Origin of the sequence: Stenotrophomonas sp. GD03777 (assembly GCF_029842485.1) — a bacterium.
GTDB classification, from domain to species: Bacteria; Pseudomonadota; Gammaproteobacteria; order Xanthomonadales; family Xanthomonadaceae; genus Stenotrophomonas; species Stenotrophomonas sepilia.
Window position 1 is genome coordinate 1 of the sequence record NZ_JAOCGL010000069.1, and the last position, 21,698, is coordinate 21,698.

General features: G+C 67.6%; 15 protein-coding genes and 3 pseudogenes. 11 read left to right on the plus strand and 7 right to left on the minus strand.

Annotated features, from left to right (window positions below):
* The 3 genes and pseudogenes from N5E02_RS14280 to N5E02_RS14290 form a co-directional block, all read right to left on the minus strand.
* Positions 1–999 (minus strand): annotated as a pseudogene (locus N5E02_RS14280) (fimbrial biogenesis outer membrane usher protein); the annotation flags it as partial.
* 7 nt (positions 1,000–1,006) lie between these two features.
* Complete coding sequence (locus N5E02_RS14285; protein ID WP_053497108.1) at positions 1,007–1,756, minus strand: molecular chaperone; 750 nt, start codon at positions 1,754–1,756, stop codon at positions 1,007–1,009.
* Entirely contained in the window at positions 1,756–2,286 is a 531-nt protein-coding gene (locus N5E02_RS14290; RefSeq protein WP_032954051.1) for a spore coat U domain-containing protein, read from the minus strand. Before N5E02_RS14290 ends, N5E02_RS14285 begins: the two co-directional genes overlap by 1 nt.
* A 230-nt stretch (positions 2,287–2,516) precedes the next feature.
* Between N5E02_RS14290 and map the strand changes: the two genes are divergently transcribed.
* The 6 genes from map to dapE are packed head-to-tail and all read left to right on the plus strand — an operon-like array spanning position 2,517 to position 9,407.
* Positions 2,517–3,302, plus strand: a complete 786-nt coding sequence (gene map / locus N5E02_RS14295) for a type I methionyl aminopeptidase (RefSeq protein ID WP_032955117.1) — start codon at positions 2,517–2,519, stop codon at positions 3,300–3,302.
* Between the two features lie 2 nt (positions 3,303–3,304).
* Positions 3,305–5,932, plus strand: coding sequence for a [protein-PII] uridylyltransferase (locus N5E02_RS14300; protein ID WP_279946391.1), 2,628 nt, complete (start codon positions 3,305–3,307; stop codon positions 5,930–5,932).
* Positions 5,932–7,011, plus strand: a complete 1,080-nt coding sequence (gene dapD / locus N5E02_RS14305) for a 2,3,4,5-tetrahydropyridine-2,6-dicarboxylate N-succinyltransferase (RefSeq protein WP_065177430.1) — start codon at positions 5,932–5,934, stop codon at positions 7,009–7,011. Before N5E02_RS14300 ends, dapD begins: the two co-directional genes overlap by 1 nt.
* 2 nt (positions 7,012–7,013) lie before the next feature.
* The gene (locus tag N5E02_RS14310) at positions 7,014–7,880 is read left to right on the plus strand and encodes a hypothetical protein (RefSeq protein WP_171955926.1); all 867 of its coding nucleotides are present in this window, start codon (positions 7,014–7,016) and stop codon (positions 7,878–7,880) included.
* Between the two features lie 31 nt (positions 7,881–7,911).
* Positions 7,912–8,283 (plus strand): arsenate reductase, encoded by a 372-nt coding sequence (locus N5E02_RS14315; RefSeq protein WP_170944942.1) that lies wholly within the window; start codon positions 7,912–7,914, stop codon positions 8,281–8,283.
* Positions 8,280–9,407 (plus strand): succinyl-diaminopimelate desuccinylase, encoded by a 1,128-nt coding sequence (dapE, locus tag N5E02_RS14320; protein WP_005415868.1) that lies wholly within the window; start codon positions 8,280–8,282, stop codon positions 9,405–9,407. Before N5E02_RS14315 ends, dapE begins: the two co-directional genes overlap by 4 nt.
* Positions 9,408–9,463: 56 nt before the next feature.
* Here dapE and N5E02_RS14325 read toward each other — a convergent pair whose 3' ends face one another.
* Complete coding sequence (locus tag N5E02_RS14325) at positions 9,464–10,342, minus strand: SEL1-like repeat protein (protein WP_164093681.1); 879 nt, start codon at positions 10,340–10,342, stop codon at positions 9,464–9,466.
* Positions 10,343–10,682: 340 nt separating this feature from the next.
* Between N5E02_RS14325 and asnB the strand changes: the two genes are divergently transcribed.
* Positions 10,683–12,374 carry an asparagine synthase B gene (gene asnB / locus N5E02_RS14330; protein WP_164093680.1) on the plus strand — a complete coding sequence of 564 codons (1,692 nt, stop codon included), beginning with the start codon at positions 10,683–10,685 and terminating at the stop codon, positions 12,372–12,374.
* A 101-nt stretch (positions 12,375–12,475) separates the two neighbouring features.
* A complete protein-coding gene (locus N5E02_RS14335) occupies positions 12,476–13,864 on the plus strand; it encodes a cation:proton antiporter (protein ID WP_065177427.1) in 1,389 nt (462 codons plus the stop codon).
* A gap of 50 nt (positions 13,865–13,914) precedes the next feature.
* Here the strand turns inward: N5E02_RS14335 and N5E02_RS14340 are convergent.
* Positions 13,915–16,200 (minus strand): annotated as a pseudogene (locus N5E02_RS14340) (penicillin acylase family protein); the annotation flags it as partial.
* Between the two features lie 125 nt (positions 16,201–16,325).
* Here N5E02_RS14340 and bfr point away from each other — a divergent pair.
* Positions 16,326–16,814: a bacterioferritin gene (bfr, locus tag N5E02_RS14345; RefSeq protein WP_005415872.1), complete on the plus strand. Its 489-nt coding sequence runs from the start codon at positions 16,326–16,328 to the stop codon at positions 16,812–16,814.
* A 378-nt stretch (positions 16,815–17,192) separates the two neighbouring features.
* Here bfr and parC read toward each other — a convergent pair whose 3' ends face one another.
* Entirely contained in the window at positions 17,193–19,436 is a 2,244-nt protein-coding gene (gene parC, locus N5E02_RS14350) for a DNA topoisomerase IV subunit A (protein WP_005415873.1), read from the minus strand.
* Between the two features lie 59 nt (positions 19,437–19,495).
* Positions 19,496–20,377: a helix-turn-helix transcriptional regulator gene (locus N5E02_RS14355; protein WP_005415874.1), complete on the minus strand. Its 882-nt coding sequence runs from the start codon at positions 20,375–20,377 to the stop codon at positions 19,496–19,498.
* A gap of 172 nt (positions 20,378–20,549) precedes the next feature.
* Here N5E02_RS14355 and emrR point away from each other — a divergent pair, with 172 nt between their 5' ends.
* Together emrR and emrC are read left to right on the plus strand one after the other, a co-directional pair.
* On the plus strand, positions 20,550–20,993 hold the full coding sequence (gene emrR / locus N5E02_RS14360) for a multidrug efflux system transcriptional regulator EmrR (protein WP_005415875.1): 444 nt from the start codon (positions 20,550–20,552) through the stop codon (positions 20,991–20,993).
* Positions 20,990–21,698 (plus strand): annotated as a pseudogene (gene emrC, locus N5E02_RS14365) (multidrug efflux transporter outer membrane subunit EmrC); the annotation flags it as partial. The gene emrR and the pseudogene emrC, both read left to right, overlap by 4 nt.

Consider the following 21,698-nt stretch of genomic DNA (forward strand, 5'->3'; position numbering starts at 1 on the left):
GCCGACCGACCAGTCCGACAGGCCCTTGGCCAGCAGCTGCTGGGTGCCGTAGAAGCTGAAGTCCAGCGTCTGCATGCGTCCGAATGCGTCGGTCACCACCACCTGCGCGTTGCCGGTGCCGCTGATGCCGGGCTGTGCTGCGAGCTGGAAGGGACCGACCGGCACCTGCCCGCTGTACTGGCGCAGGCCATCGACATACAGCTCGACCGTGGAGGGCACCACGGCCTGGCCGAGGAAGCTCGGCGTGGGCGTCAGCACGCGGTAGGGCTGCAGGCCATAGTTGCGGCCGATCTGCAGGCCACCCAGGCGCACGGGGCGGGTCCAGTCGACGAACCCACTGTAGAAATCGCCGACCTCCAGGGTCGTTGCGCTATCGGGGAAATCCAGGCTCCAGCGTGTGTCCAGGCGCACGCTGGAGCCGCGCCAATGGCGATCGCCGGGTTGCTGGTAGCGGCGGCTGATGGCGGTGTTCTCGAAAGTGCCATTGCCGATACCGAACACGCGCAGCTCCGAGCTCAGGCTGAGGGTGCCGAGCGTGTCCACCCGGCTGCCGTAGACGTCGTAGTTGAGCAGCACGCCGGGCGAGGCGCTGCCGGTGGGGGCGCGCGTCTGCGGGCGGCTGAGCACGGTGGTGGGCAGTGTCAGCTGGTCCAGTGGCACGTCCAGCGCCAAGGTCTGCATGTGGGCGTCGTAGCGCACCACCGCACCGCTGATCTGGTCCAGGTAGACCGGTGCATCGCCGCTGGCGTTGAAGCCGAGCTGGCGCAGCACTTCGGGGCTGGCCTGCAGCCGGCCACGGTTCTCGGTGAACGGCAGCAGGCCGCGCGGCGTGCTGTTGAGCGACACATCCAGGTACAGCGTCTGGCTGGCGGTCAGTGGGGTGGGGGCGGGCAGGATCGCATCGGCCGACACGCCGGATACATCAGCAGCCGTGGCCACGCCGGACACATCGGCGGCCTCGGTCGCCGCGGGAGCCAGGGCAGCCAACAGCGCGCCCATCAACGCCTCAGCGAGCTGGTGGGGGCGACAGTGGCGTCTGTTCCGACTCGCCATTGAGCTTGGCCGTGATCTGGTCGTTGTCGCGGTCGATCGCCGTGCGTTCGATCGGCCAGCGCATCACCTGGCCGGGCAGTACGTAGCCCAGCAGCCCGGGATGGACGATGCGCGGGCGCGTGGCGCTGCCCAGCGCGAGATCGGCGATCTGAGCGTAACTGTTGCCCGAATTGGCTACTTCGACGCCGTTGCGGCCGTCCGCCAGCTTTACCAGCCGGGCCTGCAGCTGCGGCGCCAGCGTGCCGGCCGAGGGCTGCACGAACACCGGGATCGAATAGCGCAGGACGAACTGCATGCCACCCGCGCGGGTGGCCAGGTCGGGCACCTCGTCAACGATCAGGCGGTAATGTTGCTGTGCCGCTGGCGGTTCCTTGTCCGCACGCATGACCCGCACCAGCTGCTGCTGTCCGGCGGCCAGTTCCTGCATCGGCGGAGTGGCCATCAACGCATCGGTGGGCAGCAGCTGTTCCTGGCCGTCCTGCTGCACCCAGCGGAACACGCGTACCTGCAGCTTCACCGGTGAGGTGCCGCTGTTGGTCAGCCACAATTCGCCGGCACGCTGGCGGGCTTCCAGCTGCAGGCTGGTCGGGGCCACCTGCAGGCTGGTAGCGCCGGCGGCCGCGATGGCGAGCAGGTACAGGGCGAGCAGCGCCACGCCGGTGGCGCGCCACGGGCGGGATCCGGCCATGCGGGCGTGCTCCATCAATAGGTGATCGTGGCGGTAACCGTATCCAGGTAGCTACCGGCGGCCGGGTTGTTGGTGCTCAGGTTCAGGATCTGGCCGTAGACGATGTAAGGCACGGCCAGGCCGGTGCCGATGCCGGCCTGGGTGTTGGTGCCGGTTGTGGCGCCCCAGACCAGGGTATGTGCGGCATCCTGGTAGAGCTGGTAGCCGACGTAGTTGTTGGCGGTCACCGCCGCATTGGTGTTCTTCATCCGCCGAGTGGTGACGTCATTGGCGGTGCTGGCATTGGCGCCCGCATTCAGCGAGATCGTGTACGGGGTCAGTGCCGAGCACTGGGCGGTTACCGTGCCCTGGCCCAGGGTGGGCGTGGTGGTGGTTGATGCCGCGGTGCCGAAGTCCACGTTGGTCGCGGCCGCCGCCGTGATGGTGCAGGCCTTGGTGACCACCAGGGTGACATTGAAGGTGGTGGTGTCGGCGGCCATTGCCGGGCTGGACAGCAGGAACCCGGCCACGGCCCATGCCAGCGGGGATCGAACTGGGGATCGCATGAACAACCTCCCTGACCCGAAGGTCCGTTGAACAAGGCGAAGACGGCACGTTCGGTGCCGCTTGGACGACGGTGGGTCCAGCTTAGGAGGCGTAAGTGTCTGTAATCCGTGATAATTAGGCAGACGAAAGAGCGGAGGCCATCACGCTTTCACTTTCCTTGCCGGAACCGTGCATGACCCGGATCGGCAGTTGGGTGGCGTTCGTTCAGATTGCGGCCGGATCGGCGATAATGGGTGCCATGAGCGTGAATCTGAAAACCCCGCAGGAAATCGAGATGATGCGCATCGCCGGCCGCCTGGCCAGCGAAGTGCTCGACATCGTCACCCCCCACGTCAAGCCCGGTGTCACCACCGAGGAACTGGACCGCATCTGCCACGACCACATCGTGAACGTGCAGGGCGCGATTCCGGCCAACGTCGGCTACCGCGGCTTCCCGAAGACCGTGTGCACCTCGGTCAACAATGTCATCTGCCACGGCATCCCCAGCGAAGGGAAGGTGCTCAAGGATGGCGACATCATCAATATCGACGTCACCGTCATCAAGGACGGCTGGCACGGCGACACCAGCCGCATGTACTTCGTCGGCACCCCGTCGGTGATGGCCCGCCGCCTGGTGGAAACCACGTACGAAGCCATGTGGCGCGGCATCCGCGCGGTGCGCCCGGGGGCCACCCTGGGCGACATCGGCCATGCCATTCAGAGCTATGCCGAAGGCGAGCGTTTCAGCGTGGTGCGCGAGTACTGCGGCCACGGCATCGGCAAGGTCTACCACGACGAGCCGCAGGTGGTGCATTACGGCCGCCCGGGCCAGGGCCTGGTGCTGCAGCCCGGCATGACCTTCACCATCGAACCGATGATCAACGAGGGCACCCGCTACAACAAGGTGCTGCCGGATGGCTGGACCGTGGTGACCAAGGACCGCAAGCTGTCGGCGCAGTGGGAGCACATGGTCGCGGTCACCGAGACCGGCGTCGACGTGCTGACGCTGTCGCCGGGCGAGTCGCAGGTCTCCTGACGATGCTGCCGGCGAGTTCGCTGCTGGACACGCCGGCCGCGTCGCTCAACGACCCGGACTGGGCTGCTGCCGCGCGCCAGGCGCTGCAGCAGGCCGACGCGCGCCTGTATCGCCGCTTCGACCAGGGCGACAACATCGAGCGCCTGCTGGCGCTGCGGGCGCGCGCGGCCGACCATCTGATCCGCCTAGCCTGGCAGCGTTGCCTGCCGGCCGACAGCGGCCTGTCGCTGTTCGCGGTCGGTGGCTATGGCCGGGGGGAACTGTTTCCGCGTTCGGACATCGACCTGCTGGTGTTCGGCGACCCGCCCGCACAACTGGCGCATGAAGCGGCATTGGCACGCCTGTTCGCGCTGCTGTGGGACTGCGGATTGGCGGTCAGCCATGCGGTGCGTTCTGCATTGCAGTGCCGCGAGGCGGCGGCTGACCAGACCGTGCTGACCGCGCTGATCGAGGCGCGTCCGATCCTGGCTGATGATGCAGCGCGCCGTGCGCTGCGCGAGGCCATCGACGACCGCGAGCTGTGGCCGGCGCGTGCCTTCTTCCTGGCCAAGCTGGAAGAGCTGCGCAACCGCCACCAGCGCTTCGGCGATACTGCCGACAACCTGGAGCCGGATCTCAAGGATGGTCCCGGCGGCCTGCGCGATCTCAACACGCTGGGCTGGATGGCGCTGCGCGCCTTCGGCGTACGCGACCTGGAAGCGCTGGTCGGCTTGGGCCACCTGGGTGCCGACGAAGCGGCTGCGCTGAAGCGCGAGCGTGCGGTGCTGGCGCGGCTGCGCTTCGGCCTGCACCTGGTCGCGCGCCGCCCGGAAGAGCGCCTGCGTTTCGATTACCAGAAGACCCTGGCCGCGCGCCTGGGCTTCGAAGACGATGCCGAGAATCTCGGTGTCGAGAAAATGATGCAGGGCTTCTACCGCGCCGCGCTGGTGGTGCGCCGGATCAGCGACCGCCTGCTGCAGCGCTTCGAGGAACAGTTCGATGGCGAGGCCCAGCCGGAACCGCTGACCGTGGGCTTCTCCCTGCGCCGCGGCTACCTGGCCGCCAACGAGGCCGACTGGCCGCGCGGTGACATCGGCCAGGTGTTCGCCCTGTTTTCCAGCTGGGCCAACAATCCACAGGTGCGAGGCCTGCATTCGCTGACCGCGCGCGCGCTGGCCGAAGCGCTGCCGTTGTTGCCGGCCTACGACCAGGCCGATGCCGATGCACGCGAGCAGTTCCTGTCCCTGCTGCGCGGCCAGCGCCCGGTCGACACGCTTTCGCGCATGGCGCGGCTGGGCGTGCTTGGCCAGTGGATCCCCGCGTTTGCCCAGGTCAGCGGGCGCATGCAGTTCGACCTGTTCCATGTCTATACGGTCGACCAGCACACGCTGATGGTCCTGCGCAACATCGGCCAGTTCGCCAGCAGCCGTGCCGACGAGCGCTTCTCGATCGCGCACGAAGTGTGGCCACGCCTGTGCAAGCCGGAACTGCTGCTGCTGGCTGGCCTGTTCCATGACATCGCCAAGGGCCGCGGCGGCGACCACTCGGAACTGGGTGCGGTGGACGCGCGTGCGTTCTGCCAGGCGCATGCGCTCAGTGGCACCGATACCGAGCTGGTGGCATGGCTGGTCGAACAGCATCTGCGCATGTCGGTGACCGCGCAGAAGCAGGACATCGCCGATCCGGTGGTGATCCATCGCTTCGCCACTCTGGTCGGCAGCCGCGACCGCCTGGACTACCTGTACCTGCTGACCTGTGCCGACATCGCCGGCACCAGCCCGAAGCTGTGGAATGCCTGGAAGGACCGCCTGCTGGCCGACCTGTACTTCGCCACCCGGCGCGCGCTGCGCGAGGGGCTGGAGCATCCGGTACCGGCCGCCGAACGCGTGGCCGAGGCACGTGACAGCGTGCGCGCACTGGTGCGCGAGCAGGGTTACGACGATGCCACCATTGATCGCCAGTTCGCGGTGATGCCGGATGAGGGCTTCATTCGTCTGCGCCCCGAGCAGCTGGCCTGGCAGGCAGCCGCGCTGGTACCGGTGAAGCAGGGCCAGGCGCTGGTGAAGGTGCGCCGGATCAGTGTGGATGACCCGGCGCTGGAAGTATTCGTGCACTCGCCCGACCGCGACGGCCTGTTCGCCGCGATCGTGATGACCCTGGACCGCAAGGGCTATGGCATTCACCGCGCACGCGTGCTGGACGGTCCGGCCGATACCATCTTCGATACCTTCGAAGTGAACCCGGCCGACACGTTTGCCGATGGCAGCAGTGCCAACCTGGAGGCGGCGCTGCGCGAGGCACTCAGTGGTGACCTGGCGCGCCTGCGGCCGTCGCGCCGTGTGGTACCGCGGCAACTGCGGCACTTCCGCTTCGCTCCGCGCATCGAGTTCCGCGATGAACCGGGCGCAACCCGTTTTGCCCTGGTCGCTCCCGACCGTCCCGGCCTGCTGGCCGATGTGGCGTTCGTGCTGCGCAACCAGGGACTGCGCGTGCATGATGCGCGCATTGCCACGTTCGGCGAGCGCGCCGAAGACACCTTCGTGATCAGTGACGAACACGACCTCCCCCTGACTGAACCTGCCCGGCAGCAGCTGCATGACGCAATGCTGGCCTGCCTGGACCCTGATCGAAACGCCGGAGACCCCGCCTGATGGCCACCAAGCCCGCCAAGAAGACCGCTGCGACCCCCAAGAGCGCAGCGGCCCGGAAACCTGCTGTAGCCGCACCGGCCGCAAAGAAGGCCACTGCGCCGAAGAAGGCCGCTGCGGTGAAGGCCCCGGCGAAGAAAATGGCTGCGGTCAAGCGTGCTGTGAAGAAGCCGGCCCCGGCCAAGAGCGCCGAAGCCGTCCGCGCCGAAACCATCGCCCGCAAGTCGCTGCGCAAGCCGTCGGCACCCGGCGTGGAAGAACTCAAGTTCGGTATCGAAAGCGCCTTCGAGCGCCGCGCCACGTTGACCCTGCATGAGCTGGAAGGCTCGACCAAGCCGCTGGTCAACCGCGTGATCGACGGTCTCGAGAGCGGTGAATTCCGCGTCGCCGAGCCGGACGGCCAGGGTGGCTGGAAGGTCAACGAGTGGCTGAAGAAGGCCGTGCTGCTGTATTTCCGCGTCAATGACATGGCGGTGGTCGATGCACGACCGGCACCGTTCTGGGACAAGGTCGAATCGCGCTTCGCCGGCTATGACGAAGCGAAGTTCCGCCGTGGCGGCGTGCGCGTTGTGCCCGGTGCGATCGCCCGCCGCGGCACGTACTTCGGCAAGGATGTAGTGCTGATGCCGAGCTTCACCAACATCGGCGCCTACGTCGGCGAAGGCACCATGGTCGATACCTGGGCCACCGTCGGTTCCTGCGCCCAGATCGGCCAGCACTGCCACCTGTCCGGCGGCGCCGGCATCGGCGGCGTACTGGAGCCGCTGCAGGCCAGCCCGACCATCATCGAGGACCACTGCTTCATCGGTGCGCGTTCGGAAGTGGTGGAGGGCGTGGTGGTGGGCCACCACAGTGTGATCGGCATGGGCGTGTTCCTCAGCCAGAGCACCCGCATCTACAACCGCGCCACCGGCGAGATCAGCTACGGCTACATCCCGCCGTACAGCGTGGTGGTGTCCGGCTCGCTGCCGAGCAAGGACGGCACCCACTCGCTGTACTGCGCGGTGATCGTCAAGCAGGTTGATGCCAAGACCCGCAGCAAGACCAGCGTCAACGACCTGCTGCGCGGCCTGGCCGACTGAAGGTGAGTGCGCCGGAGGAGCTGGCGCAGTCCGCGATCTACCGGCATCCGTCCGACAACGCGTTCGGACGGATGCTGCCGCGCCTGCTGCACGCTCCGCGCTGGATCCGGTTGCGCCGGGCACTGTCGCGGCGCTGGCCGATGCCGGTGCTGGTCAGCGACGTGCGCGACGTGGTCTACGCGAGCTGGTGGGTCGATGTGCGCCATGCCCCGCCAGCGCCACCAGGCCATCACTACGTGGTCCATGCCGGACGCACGCCTTACACCGTTCTCAGCTATCGCCATGGCCACTTCGGGCCGGCGCTGGCGGGACCGCTGCGCTGCCTGATGCCGTCGCCAGGGCAGAGCAACTGGCGCTGGTACCTGCGCCGTGACGATGATCCGGGCGGGACCCCGGTCGTGCTGTTCGATCGCAACGTGATGGACCAGCTGGCCTTCGTCGCCGGCGCGCGCGCTTTCAGCGATGCCATGCAGCCCCACCTGTCCACGCGCTTCGAGCATGTGGTGCGCGTCGATGGCGATGGGCACACCCTGATCGAAGGCGGGCAGGGGAGTGCGCCTGCGCTGCACCTGCAGTGGCGGGCCGCTGCGGGCTGGGAGGACGGGGCGTGGCGGGGGGGCTTCGGGGGCCATCAGGCCCTGCTGCGCTTCCTGACCTGCCAGGATGAGACCATTGCGCGCACCTGCGACCGGCGCTGGGCCAGCACCCGCATCGCACTGCAGGTGGATGTCGACAGCCTGCAGCCGCTGCAGCTGGAAGGCGAACTGCAGTGCCCGCGCCTGCAGGCGATGGACGTGGCGCTGCACGAGGGGCTGGCCTTCCGGCTGCCAAGGGTACCGTTCCGGGTCGTGTCCGAGCGCCTGTTGTGAGATTCTGGGCCTCTGTTTTCCAGCATCACAGATGGCCATGAGTACCACTGTCTACGGTTTGAAGAACTGCGATACCTGCAAGAAGGCGAGCAAGTGGCTGGACCGCTTCGGCGTGCCGTACACCTTCGTCGACTACCGCGACAACAAGCCGAGCCCGGAAACACTGCTGGCGTGGGCTGAGCAGCTGGGTGGCCTGGCCGCGATGGTCAACAGGTCCTCAACCACCTGGCGGCAGCTGCCGGACAACCGCAAGGCCGCAGATTCCGAAGCGGAATGGAAGCTGCTGCTGCGCGAGTACCCGCAGCTGATCAAGCGCCCGCTGGTGGTCACCGCCGACGGCACGGTCAGCCAGGGTTTCAGTGACAATGGCTTCAAGGCCCGCTTCGGCGTGGGTGACGCATGAGCGCGGTCCTCGACCTGACCTGCGAACTGATCGCACGGCCCTCGGTGACGCCGGACGATGCCGGCTGCCAGGCACTGCTGGCGGCACGCCTGAAGCAGGCCGGGTTCCAGTGCGATCACCTGCGGCTGGGCGAGGTCGACAACCTGTGGGCGACCCACGGCCAGGGCGCGCCGGTGCTGGTGCTGCTGGGCCACACCGACGTGGTGCCGGCGGGGCCGCGCGAGGCCTGGGCCAGCGACCCGTTCACGCCGCAGATCCGTGACGGCGTGCTGTACGGCCGTGGCACCGCCGACATGAAGGGCAGCGTGGCGGCGTTCGTGGTGGCGGCCGAGCAGTTCGTGGCCGCGCATCCCGATCATCCCGGCACGCTGGCGGTGCTGCTGACCAGCGACGAGGAGGGCGATGCCATCGATGGCGTGCGCCACGTCGCACGGCTGTTCGCCGAGCGCGGCCAACGCATCGACTGGTGCATCACCGGCGAGCCGTCGTCGACCGCGACGCTCGGTGACCTGCTGCGCGTGGGCCGTCGTGGCAGCCTGTCGGCCAAGCTGCGGGTGCAGGGCGTACAGGGCCATGTGGCGTACCCGGAGAAGGCACGCAACCCGATCCACCAGGCGGCGCCCGCCCTGGCCGAGCTGAGCGCACGGCGCTGGGATGACGGCTACGAGAGTTTCCCGCCGACCAGCCTGCAGGTCTCCAACATCCATGCCGGTACGGGCGCCAACAATGTGATTCCCGGCGAGCTCGAGGTGGATTTCAACATCCGCTACAACCCGCACTGGGATGCGCCGAAACTGGAAGCGGAGATCACCGCGCTGCTGGATCGGCATGCCCTGCAGTACACGCTGAAGTGGCATCGCAGCGGCGAACCGTTCTACACCCCGGAAGGCACGCTGCGCGCCACTGCGCGTGCGGTGCTGGCCGAGCACATCGGCCGTGCACCGGAGGAAAGCACCGGCGGCGGCACCTCCGATGCCCGCTTCATCGCGCCATTGGGCGCGCAGTGCATCGAAGTGGGGCCGGTCAACGCCAGCATCCACCAGGTGGACGAGAACGTGCGCGTGGACGAACTGGAAGCACTGCCCGGGCTGTACCAGCGGCTGGTGGAGCGGCTGCTGGTGTGAGGAGGGGGGGGGGGCGATCGTTGGTCGGCACGCCCCCCGCCGGAGCTACATCTCTACTATTCTGAAAAAAGGAAGAACGGCGGCTCGACCGCCTTCTTCCAGTAACTCGGCGCGGCCATGTAGAAGTGCTGTGCTTCGGCCCTGGCGAACCAGCGCGCGGCTGCGTCGGTGTCCTTCTCCACGCCGGGCGCGCCGCGGCCCAGCAGCAGTCCGGCGAAGTACTTGCCGAACACACTGCCTTTCTCGCCAGCGCGCTGGTACAGCTGCAGCGCACGCGCCGGATCGCGTGGCAGGCCTACGCCCTTTTCCAGCAGCGCGCCCAGATCGACCTGTGCGTCGGCATCGCCACGCTCGGCGCGACGCTGGATCTGCGCAACCCGCGGATGCACGGTGTCACCCTGTGCGGCGACCGCATCCGGCAGTCGTGACGATGAACTCGGATAGCGCTCGTAGATCATTCCGCGCAGGTCCCAGCGCAGTGCCTGCTGCGCGTCGCCTTGCTGGCGATAGGCCTTGGCGAGTTCGTGGAACGCATAGGGATTGCCGTGGTAGGCGGCCGCCAGATAGGCACGTTCACCGCGTCGCCAGGACGCGCGCAGCACCGGTGCCGGGTTGATGTGGGGGCTGTCGGCATGGCGCAGCGTGCCGGAGATCCAGATCCTGCCCAGTGCTTCTTCCGCCCTGGTGTTGTGGAAGGTCCACGGCGTGACCGCTGCGGCGCGCTCGTAGTAGGCGATGGCGCGCGGATCGTTGAAGCGCTCGAAGGTCTGCGCGGTATCAAAGGCACCCTCGAAGCTGCCATCGGCGCCGCGTTGTTCCAGACCCTGCAGCTGAGCCGGCGGCAGGGGCGACGGACGGGGCGGGGTCTGGCAGGCGGCCAGGCCCAGGCAGAGCAGGGCGGCCAGCGCGGCTCTGCGTCCAGTGCGGTGTTGCATTTCCATTACACGTTTCGCGGCGGGCCATTATGCGCGCGGGGAGTGGTTGCCAACGCAACGGTTGCGCCGTGCCGGAAACCGGGGTAGGGTCGATGCCATGTCGATCCGCCTGGCCACCGCCGTCAATAACAACAACCGCAATAATCTGCGCGCGAATAATCGTGCGCGGCCGATGCGGGACTGCGCCCTGGGTAGATAGACAGCAACACACGCCCGGACACCAGAAAACCCGCATCGGTCGATGCGGGTTTTTTTTGTGCCCGGGCGCAGCCCCACCCGGGCCTGGATGGCCGGTCGAACACCCTCCCACCCGTGAAATTCCCCCAACAGGAGCTCCCCCATGTGTTCGATCTTCGGAATCTTCGGCCTGCAGGCCGGTGACGATCTTCCGGCCCTGCGCCGCCATGCGCTGGAACTGTCGCAGCGCCAGCGCCACCGCGGCCCGGACTGGAGCGGCGTGTATCTTGACGAAGGCGCGCTGCTGGTCCACGAGCGGTTGGCCATCGTCGACCCGGCCGGCGGCTCGCAACCACTGCTGTCGGCCGACGGCCAGCTGGCGCTGGCGGTCAACGGCGAGATCTACAACCACCAGCAACTGAAGGCCGCACTGACCACCGCCTATGACTTCCAGACCGGTTCGGACTGTGAAGTGATCAATGCGCTGTACCGCCAGGGCGCTTCGCCGGCGCAGTGGCTGGAGCAGCTCAATGGCATCTTCGCATTCGCGCTGTGGGACCGTGGTGCCGGTCGTGTGCTGGTGGCGCGCGACCCGGTCGGCGTGGTGCCGCTGTACTGGGGCCACGATGCCCAGGGACGCCTGCGCGTCGCCTCGGAAATGAAGGCACTGGTCGATACCTGTGCCGACGTCGCGCAGTTCCCGCCGGGCCACTATTTCGACAGTGCCAGTGGTGAGCTGGTGCGCTACTACCAGCAGCCGTGGCGCGACTACGCTGACGTGCAGGGTCGCCAGGCCGATCTGGCCGAACTGCGCCAGGCCTTCGAGCATGCGGTGGAACGCCAGCTGATGAGCGATGTGCCGTACGGCGTGCTGTTGTCTGGTGGCCTGGACTCGTCGCTGGTGGCGGCGGTGGCCGCGCGCTATGCACGCCGTCGCATCGAGGATGGGGGGCAGACCGAAGCCTGGTGGCCGCGCCTGCACTCGTTCGCGATCGGCTTGAAGGGCTCTCCCGATCTGGCCGCTGCCGCCATCGCCGCCGAAGCGCTGGGCACCGTGCATCACGGCTTCGAGTACACCTTCGAGGAGGGCCTTGATGCACTGCCGGAAGTGATCCGCCATATCGAGACCTACGACGTCACCACCATCCGCGCATCGACGCCGATGTTCCTGCTGGCACGGCGGATCAAGGCCATGGGGGTGAAGATGGTGCTTTCCGGCGAGGGCAGCGACGAGATCTTCGGTGGTTACCTGTACTTCCACAAGGCGCCGGATGCGCGTGAGTTCCACGACGAGCTGGTGCGCAAGCTCGACGCGCTGCACAACTACGACTGCCTGCGCGCCAACAAGTCGATGATGGCCTGGGGTGTGGAGCCGCGGGTGCCGTTCCTGGATCGCGAATTCCTCGATGTGGCGATGCGCTTCGACGCCGCGCACAAGATGGTCGGTGCAGGCTTTGGTAGCCGCCGCATCGAGAAGGCGGTGCTGCGCGAGGCGTTCGATGGCTACCTGCCGGACAGCATCCTGTGGCGGCAGAAGGAGCAGTTCAGCGATGGCGTTGGCTATGGCTGGATCGATGGGCTGAAGGCGCATGCCGAAGCTCAGGTGAGCGACCGTGTGCTGGCAGCGGCCGACAAGCGCTTCCCGCACAACCCGCCGCAGACCAAGGAGGCCTACTACTACCGTCATCTGTTCGAGCAGTTCTTCCCGAGCCGGGCGGCCGCCGAGACCGTGCCGGGTGGCAAGTCCATCGCCTGCTCGTCGCCAGCGGCGATCGCGTGGGATGCCAGCTTCGCCGCTGCTGCAGATCCGTCGGGGCGTGCGATCGCTGGCGTGCACGAGCAGGCACTGGCGTAAGCCCCGAAAAGGGGCCGGAGGGGGGGCGGGGCGCTTGTGCCACCAACGACTTAATCCCCTCCGTCCCCTTTTTGTATGATCGCCCCCCTGCACATTGGGGAATGTTCATGGACGTACACAGCGGGGGCCAGGTGCCACCGACGAAGTGGGGATGGCGCTACCTGGCCTGGGCCGGGGTCCCGCTGCTGGTCGGCGTGCTGCTGGCCCGTTATGCCGGGCCGGCGGCGCCCGAAGCTGTTGCCCGTGCCACGGCCACGGCTGAAGCCACCTGGGTGCAGCATCTGGCGTCGCCGCTGGGCCTGTTCCTGCTGCAGCTGCTGGTGCTGCTGCTGGTGGCCAAGGGCGCAGGCGCGCTGCTCAAGCACTTTGGACAACCGGCGGTGATCGGCGAGATGGCCGCCGGCCTGATGATGGGCCCATTGATGCTCGGCAGCCTGTTGCCGCCGCTGCATGGAGCCCTGTTCCCGCCCAGCTCGCTGGGCCCGCTGGGCATGCTCAGCCAGTTGGGTGTGCTGATGTTCCTGCTGGTGGCCGGTGCCGAGCTGGACCTGGCGGCGCTGCGTGGACGCCGGCGTTTCGCCTTTACGGTCAGCCATGCCGGCATCGCGGTGCCGTTCGTGCTTGGCGTCGCCCTGGCGATCTGGCTGTACCCGCAGCACGGCCCACAGGGGGTGGGCTTCACGGCATTCGCACTGTTCGTCGGCATTTCGATGAGCATCACCGCCTTCCCCGTGTTGCTGCGCATCCTTGCCGATCGCGGCATCACGCAGACCCCGCTGGGTCAGACCGCCATCGCCTGCGCTGCATTGGGTGATGCCACCGCGTGGTGCCTGCTGGCGCTGATCGTGGCCGCCGCCCAGGCCAGCGGATGGCTGCCGGCCAGCCTCAACCTGCTGTGCGTGGTCGCGTTCGTGGCGCTGATGCTGGGGCTGGTGAGGCCGTGGTTCGCCCGCCAGCAGATCGCGCCGGGCCGTGAGGGGCGGTGGCTGTTGGGCACCCTGCTGCTGTCGCTGGCCAGTGCCCTGGTCACCGAGATGCTCGGCATCCATGCGCTGTTCGGTGCGTTCGCAGCGGGCGTGGCGGTGTCGTCCAATGTGCAGTTGCGCGAGCTGCTGATGGCGCGCGTCGAACCGTTCGCGGTGACGCTGCTGCTGCCGCTGTTCTTCGCCATGACCGGCCTGCGCATGCGCGCCGATACACTGCAGGCCAGCGATGGCCTGTTGTGCGTGGTGGTGATCGCGGTAGCCACGACGGGCAAGCTGCTGGGCACCTTCAGTGCCGCACGCAGTGCCGGCATGCCCGCCCGTGAGGCGTGGCGGCTGGGTGCACTGATGAACACCCGTGGCCTGATGGAGCTGATCGTGCTCAACCTGGGTTACGAACTTGGCCTGCTCGGTGACCGGCTGTTCGCGGTGCTGGTGATCATGGCGCTGGTGACAACGGCGATGACCGGGCCACTGTTGAACCTGATCGAGCGGCGCAGGGGCTGAGCGTTGAACGGTAGTGCCGGCACCAGCGTCATGGTGTGCTGCGCCTTGCCGGGCAGGAACGGCGTCGGCCGGCCATGCACCCAGTCTTCGTGGCCGGCACCCCAGTAGGGCGACAGTGGATGCCCACTCTGGCCGCCGGGCATGTGCACGATGCCGTCTGCCTCGTGGCCCGGTGAAACCACCATGCGCTCGGAAGCGCCGAAGTTCGGCGTCTGCACGCGCGGCATGTCGCGGTCGCCGGGCAGGCGGTCGGCCGGCATGCACAGCCAGCGTTTGGCGATGTCCGGCAGCGCCCGTGCGATGGGATGGCAGATCGCCGCGGTGTTGCGTTCGCCCCAGCTGCGTATGGCCAGCGGTCCCTGCTTGGTCAGCTCACTTTCGGTACGGCGTGCGGCGTCGATCAGCAGTGCATCCCAGCTGTCGAAGGCCGGTGGCAGCAGATTGGCCGGCCGCTGCTGCAGCATCGGCCAGGCCACGCCTTCCAGCTGCGCCAGGCGCGGCTCCAGATAGTCATCGCCCAGCTGCGCATTGGCCGGTGCCAGCAGTGCATCGGACAGTGTGTTCATCACCTGCGTACGGAACTCACGCACCACCCGGTAGCTGACCGAGCTGGCCGAGGCACGGCCGCCCCATTGATGGCTGGCCTCCTTCAAGCGCTTCAGTGCAGGGTCGTCACTGCGTTCGATGACGTCGTGCAGCAGCGCCCACCAGCGCTGCAGGAACACCGCGCGATCGTCGAGCTGGATCGCCAGCAGGTCGTGTTCATCGAAGCGCTCCTGGATCGCCAGCAGGTCGCGGATCTGCCGCGCACGGGCACCCAGGTCATAACCGCCATTGCCGACGGTAGCCAGCGCCTCGCCGTCGAGGACGCGGCCGTTGGCGGTCCACAGGCGATGGTTGGGGGGATCGATCAATGCCGGCGAGGCATCGCTGCGGATCGGCCAGGGGGCGCAGTCCTGGTTGTGGGCGGCGTTGAAGCCGGCCGGCGCGCAGCCCGGACCGCGATCCGGGCGGGCGCCGATCAGGCGCCAGGCGATGCGTCCGGTGCGGTCGCCGATCACCAGGTTCTGTGCGGGAATGCCGGCGTGGTCGGCGAACTGCAGGGCTGCGTCCAGATCACCGGCGCGGGCCAGGTCACCGAAGTCCAGGCGCACCGCACCGGGCAGCTGGTCGACCCAGCGCAGCGCGTCGCCGCTGCCATCGGCATGCGTGTGCAGGATCGGTCCCCAGGCGGTTTCGCGTACCGGGAACCGCACATCGGCCTGGCCGGCCACCGCAATCCGTTCTTCATGCACCGTCACTGCGGCATTGGCTGGTTCGGTGCGGTAGTCCGCCGTGTCAATGTAGCTGTTGGTGAAACCCCAGGCGACGTGCCCGTTGCTGCCGACGATCACGGCCGGAAGGCCCGGCAGCGAGAAGCCGGTGACGTCGACCTGGCCGCCAGCGGCCTGCGGGTCGGGGTAGCGCAGGCGCACGCGGAACCACAGGCTGGGTGCGCGCAGGCCCAGGTGCATGTCGTCGGCAACAATGGCGCGGCCGTCGGCGGTGAGCGCACCGGCCACCGCGAAGTTGTTGCTGCCGACGGCGTCGGCTTCTTCCTGCCCGGTGCCCGGTTTTCCCTTCAGCGTGCGCAGGTCCAGCTGGCTGGCATCGGGCAGCGTGGCGTTGCCGGTCGGTTCGCCGAACAGCGGTGCATCCCATTCAGTGCCGTCGTGGGCGATCAGTGCGTACAGCGCCGACGGCACCACCGCGCGGATGCGGCTGAGCGCAAGCTCGGTCTGGTTGCCGGGATCCTGCAGGTCGGCGTACATGGCCAGCCCGGTCAGCACGCTGTCGCTGGCCTGCCAAGGCTGCGGTGACTGCCGCAGCAGCAGGTACGCCCACGGCCGCACGGAGAGGTCGGCAAGGCCTTCGTTGACGCCGTCCACGTAGGCGCGCACGGCGTCGCCGTTGTCGCCCAATGCAGCGTCCATGTGTGCCTCGGTGCGTGCGCGCAAACGGTGCACGCGCATGCGCTTGTCGGCGTCGATGGCCTTCGGTCCGAACAGTGCGGACAGTTCGCCGGCGGCGCTGCGGCGCATCAGGTCCATCTCGAAGTAGCGTTCCTGCGCGTGTATGCGGCCGAGTGCGCGCATCGCGTCGGCCTGGCTGCCGGCCGTGATGGTGACCACGCCCAGCGCATCGCGTTCGAGGGTGACCGGCTTCGCCAGTCCCGGCAACGCATGCTCGCCGTCCAGATCGGCCAGGCTGCCGCGCAGCAGCAGCCACAGCACCAGGGCGGTGACCAGGACGATGGCGATCAATACGCCCAGCACCCAACGCCATGTACGTCGCATCGCACGTCCTTTCCGAACTCGTGGGCCGATTGTAGCCGCAGGCGCAACTGCGACTGATTCCGATTAGATCACCGTATTCTGAAATGCGGCACCCTATGCCACATCGATTCACAGGAGCCCCCCCCATGAAAGGCAACCCGGACGTCATCGCCTGCCTGAAGGAACTGCTGCGTGGCGAGCTCGCTGCCCGCGACCAGTACTTCATCCATTCCCGCCGCTACGAGGATCAGGGCCTGTTCGCACTTTACGAACGCCTGAACCACGAGATGGAAGAGGAAACCCAGCACGCCGATGCGCTGCTGCGCCGGATCCTGTTCCTGGGCGGCGACCCGGACATGCGCCCGCATGCCACCGAGCCGGGCAAAACCGTCGAAGAGATGCTGCAGAAGGATCTCGACACTGAATACGCCGTTCGGAACAATCTCGCCGCCGGCATGAAGCTGTGCGAGGAGAAGGGCGACTACGTGAGCCGCGACATCCTGCTGGCGCAGTTGAAGGACACCGAAGAAGACCACGCCTGGTGGCTGGAACAGCAGCTGGGCCTGATCAAGCGCATCGGCCTGGAGCTGTACCAGCTGAGCAAGATCGACGGCAGCGGCGCCCCGGCGCACTGAGCCGGCACCCCGATCCGGTAGGGCCGACTGTTAGTCGGCCGCTCTCCAAAGGGCAGCCGACTAACAGTCAGCTCTACCAGACGAAGCACAGCGTTCTGTCGCCCGCCAGCACCGGAGCACCGCCAGCCAGCCTTCGCCCGCCAGCTGCTCCACCGCCCGCCAGCCGACAACGAAAAAGCCGGGGAATCCCCGGCTTTTTCGTGTCCGGGGTCAGATCCGTTTTCGACGAAAACGGCTCTGATCCCATTGGGATGGAAATCGCCAACCGAGGTTGGCGTGGACCGGGGTAATGCGTGTCAACCAATGTTGACACCTGCCAGGGGCGGTGTCCGGGGTCAGAGCCCTTTCCGGTGGAAAGGGATCCGACCCCGGTGCTCCTCACTCCACCGACAACCCTTCCACCTTCTGCCAGCCGCGCGGCAGCAGGTGGCCGCGTGTGGCGCGGGCGCCGAGGTAGGCGTCGAGCTCGTTGAACTTCAGCCCCATCGTGCGCTGGCCGGCGCGGACCTGCAGGGTCTGCCCCGGGCTGATCGCCACGATGGCGACCACGCGTTCGGTGGCGAGCTTGGCCTTCGGGATCTCGATGATCTTGTTGCCCTTGCCCTTGTCCAGTTCCGGCAGGTCGTTGGCGGCGATCGCCAGCAGGTTGCCGGAGCTGGTCACTGCAACGATGCGGTCGGTGGCGACGTTGGCCACTGCCGACGGGGTCAGCACCGACGAACCTGCAGACAGGTTCAGCATCGCCTTGCCGGCCTTGTTGCGGCCGATCAGGTTCTCGAAGCGGGTGACGAAGCCATAACCGTGGCTGGAGGCCAGCACGAAGCGGGTGTCCGGCTCGGCGCTGGCCAGGGTCACGAAGCTGGTGCCCGGTGCCGGCGAGAAGCGGCCGGTCAGCGGTTCACCATTGCCACGCGCGGAGGGCAGGGTGTGCACCGGCGTCGAGTAGGCGCGGCCCTCGCTGTCGAGGAACGCGACCTGCTGGGTGCTGCGTGCGCGCACCGCGCCCTGCAGTCCGTCGCCTTCACGGTAGGACAGGGCAGATGCATCGACGTCGTGGCCCTTGGCGGCACGGATCCAGCCCTTCTCCGACAGCACCACGGTCATCGGTTCGCTCGGCACCAGCTCGGTCTCGTCGATGGCCTGCGCCGCCTGGCGCTGCACCAGCGGCGAACGGCGTGCGTCGCCGAACTTCCTGGCGTCGGCGGTCAGTTCATCGCGGATCAGCTTCTTCAGCTTGGCTTTGCTGTCGAGGATGCCGAGGATCTTCTCGCGCTCCTTGGCCAGCTCTTCCTGCTCGCCGCGGATCTTCATCTCTTCCAGGCGGGCCAGCTGCTTCAGCTTGGTTTCCAGGATGTACTCGGCCTGTTCCTCGGACAGTCCGAAGCGCGCGATCAGCGCCGCCTTCGGTTCGTCCTCGGTACGGATGATGTGGATCACCTCGTCCAGGTTGAGGAAGGCGACCAGCAGGCCTTCCAGCAGGTGCAGGCGGCGCTCGACCTTCTGCAGGCGGTGCTGCAGGCGGCGGGTGACGGTGTTGCTGCGGAAGGTCAGCCATTCGCTGAGCAGCGTCTTCAGGTTCTTCACCTGCGGACGGCCGTCCAGCCCGATCACGTTGAGGTTGACGCGGTAGCTGCGCTCCAGGTCCGTAGTGGCGAACAGGTGGCCCATCAGCTGGTCGGCGTCGACCCTGTTCGAACGCGGCACCAGCACCACGCGCACCGGGTTGGCGTGGTCGGATTCATCGCGGATGTCTTCCAGCCACGGCAGCTTCTTGGCGCGCATCTGTGCGGCGATCTGCTCGATCACCTTCGACGGCGACACCTGGAACGGCAGCGCCGTGATCACGATGTTGCTGGCTTCCTTGGTGAAGGTCGCGCGTGCACGCACGCTGCCGTTGCCAGTCTCGTAGATGTTGCGCAGGTCATTGGCCGCAGTGATGATCTCGGCGCTGGACGGGTAGTCCGGGCCCTGCACGTGTTCGCACAGGTCGCGCACGGTGGCGTCGGGGTTGTCCAGCAGGTGCAGCAGCGCGCTGACGATCTCGTTGAGATTGTGCGGCGGCACGTCGGTGGCCATGCCCACGGCGATGCCGGTGGTGCCGTTGAGCAGCAGGTGCGGCAACCGCGCCGGCATCCAGGTCGGCTCCTGCAGGGTGCCGTCGAAGTTCGGTGCCCAGTCGGTGGTGCCCTGGCCCAGTTCGCCCAGCAGCACTTCGGCGATCGGGGTCAGCTTGGATTCGGTGTAACGCATCGCCGCGAACGACTTCGGGTCGTCGCTGGAGCCGAAGTTGCCCTGGCCCTCGATCAGCGGGTAGCGGTACGAGAACGGCTGCGCCATCAGCACCAGCGCCTCGTAGCACGCGCTGTCGCCGTGCGGGTGGTATTTACCGATGACGTCGCCGACGGTGCGCGCGGACTTCTTCGGCTTGGACGCGGCATTCAGGCCCAGCTCGCTCATCGAATAGATGATGCGGCGCTGCACCGGCTTCAGGCCGTCGCCGATGAACGGCAGGGCACGGTCCAGGACCACGTACATCGAGTAGTCGAGGTAGGCGCGTTCGGCGTACTCGCGCAGCGGCAGTTGTTCGAATCCGTGGAACACGGGGCGGGCAAGTTCGGTCATGCGGCGTTGTTACCTATGTCGGGAGGCGGCGACGGCGGTCGCCGCTCGCAATCCTGTGATTATCCGGATGCGGCGGGGGATGCCAAGCCGCGCGCAGGGTCCAGCCCGGTTTCCAGGCCGTGGCCGGCCCGCGCCAGGTAGCGCCCCGGTGGCAGCCCGAAGTGGCGGCGGAACACGGTGACGAAGGCGCTGGCGCTGCTGAAGCCCAGTGCGTGGGCGATGTCGGCGACGCTGCGGCCATCGGTCAACTGGCGCAGGGCTTCGGAGAGCCGGGCCTGCTGCCGCCACTGGGCGAAGCTGAGCGTGGTCTCGTCGCGGAAGTGGCGGGTCAGGCTGCGCGGTGACAGGCCGGCCCAGTGCGCCCATTCGGCCAGGCTGCGTTCGTCGGACGGGTCGGCCAGCAGCTGCGAGGCGATCTTCAGCAGGCGCCGGTCATGCGGCATCGGCAGGTGCATGCGCTGGCGTGGCGCTGTGCGGATCTCGTCCACCAGCACCTCGATGATGTGCTGGCGTTCGGAGGTGGTGTCGTAGCCCGGTGGCCAGTCACAGATGCGGTCGGCGAGCGCCTGCGCCAGCTTGGACAGGCCCAGCACGCAGGGATCGGAGGGCAGGGTGGCGCAGACCGGAGCCGCCAGCGCCATGCCCCAGCCACGCAGGGGGCCGTCGAGGGTGACCGTGTGCGGCTCCAGCGGTGGCATCCAGCCGGCCGAGCCCGGCGCCAGCGACCAGGTGCCGTGCGAGGTACGGGTGGTCAGCAGGCCGCGCTCGACGCAGATCAGCTGCGCGCGCTGGTGATGATGCCAATCCACTTCACGGACCAGCCCTTGCGGGCTGTCGAAACGAAAACCGACCACCGGGGGACCGTCGTTGCGCTCGAACCAGTCCAGTGCCTCGTCCCTGAGCAGGCGTCTGGGAGCGGGGATTTCTGCCTTGTTCATCATGTCTGCTGGCTGAAATGTGTCATCCATTGGCTAGATTGTACTACCGGGCCACCTGGCCAGGTCATTAAGGTAGGCGCCTTCACTGATCCAGCCCACTGCTGCAACACAGCATTCGATGCCAGATCAAATATTTCCATTGAGAAATATTTTTTTTGGAAGAGAATGCTCCCCCATGATCTGTCCTGCAACCACTCCCCCCAGCTTCGGCCTGCTGCTGCGCCAGGTGCGCGACGGCCTGGTCCGCCAACTCGACGCGTCCATGGCTGAAGAAGATCTGGGCATCGGCTTCACCCACTACATCGGGTTGAAGGTGCTTTCGAACATGGCGCCGTGCACCGCCAACGAACTGGCCCAGGCCATCGATCAGGTGCCCAGCGCGGTGACCCGGCTGCTGGACAAGCTCGAAGCGCTGGGCTGCGTCCGCCGCGAACCGCATGCGCAGGACCGGCGGGCATTGCAGATCGTGCTGACCGACGAAGGCCGCGCGCTGTGGGCGCGCTTGAAGCTGCGTGGCGACGCGGTGATGGATTACGCCCTGCGTGATCTTTCCGCCGACGAGCGCACGCTGCTGCTGTCCCTCCTTACCCGAATCCGCGATTCACTGACGACCCCATGAACCCGATCCCGCATTCCACTCTCCGCCGGTCCGGGCGCGCGCTGCTGGTGTCAGCGCTGGCCCTGGCCTTGGCCGCCTGCGCCAGCAGTCGTGGCCTCAACCCGCAGGGCCACGTGCTTGACGTGGACAGCCTGCACAGCGAACGCACCTTGGCCGACACCGACCTGAGCGCCACCGGCTTCCCGGCGCAGGACTGGTGGAAGGCACTGGGTGATGCGCAGCTGGACGCGCTGGTCGCCGAGGGCCTGGCCGGCCACCCGAGCCTTGACGCCGCCGATGCCCGCCTGCGCCAGGCCCAGGCCCAGGTCGGCACCGCACGTGCCGACGAACTGCCGAGCCTGTCGGTGTCCGGTGGCTACACCGGCCTGCGCCTGCCCGAATCGATGGTCGGCAGCGAGATGGGTGGCCGTTACGGCGGCAGCAGCCAGGTCGCCTTCGACTTCAGTTATGGCGTGGACCTGTGGGGCGGCAAGCGCGCCGCCTGGGAAGCCGCCGTGGACGGCGCCCACGCCGCCACCGTTGAAGCGCAGGCCGCGCGCCTGAACCTGTCCACTGGCATCACCCAGGCCTATGCCGACCTGGCCTACGCGTGGCAGCTCAACGACGTAGCCGAGGAAGAGCTGAGCCGTTCGCAGAAGTCACTTGAACTGACCCGCCAGCGCCGCCGCGCCGGCATCGACAGTGATCTGCAGGTGCGCCAGGCCG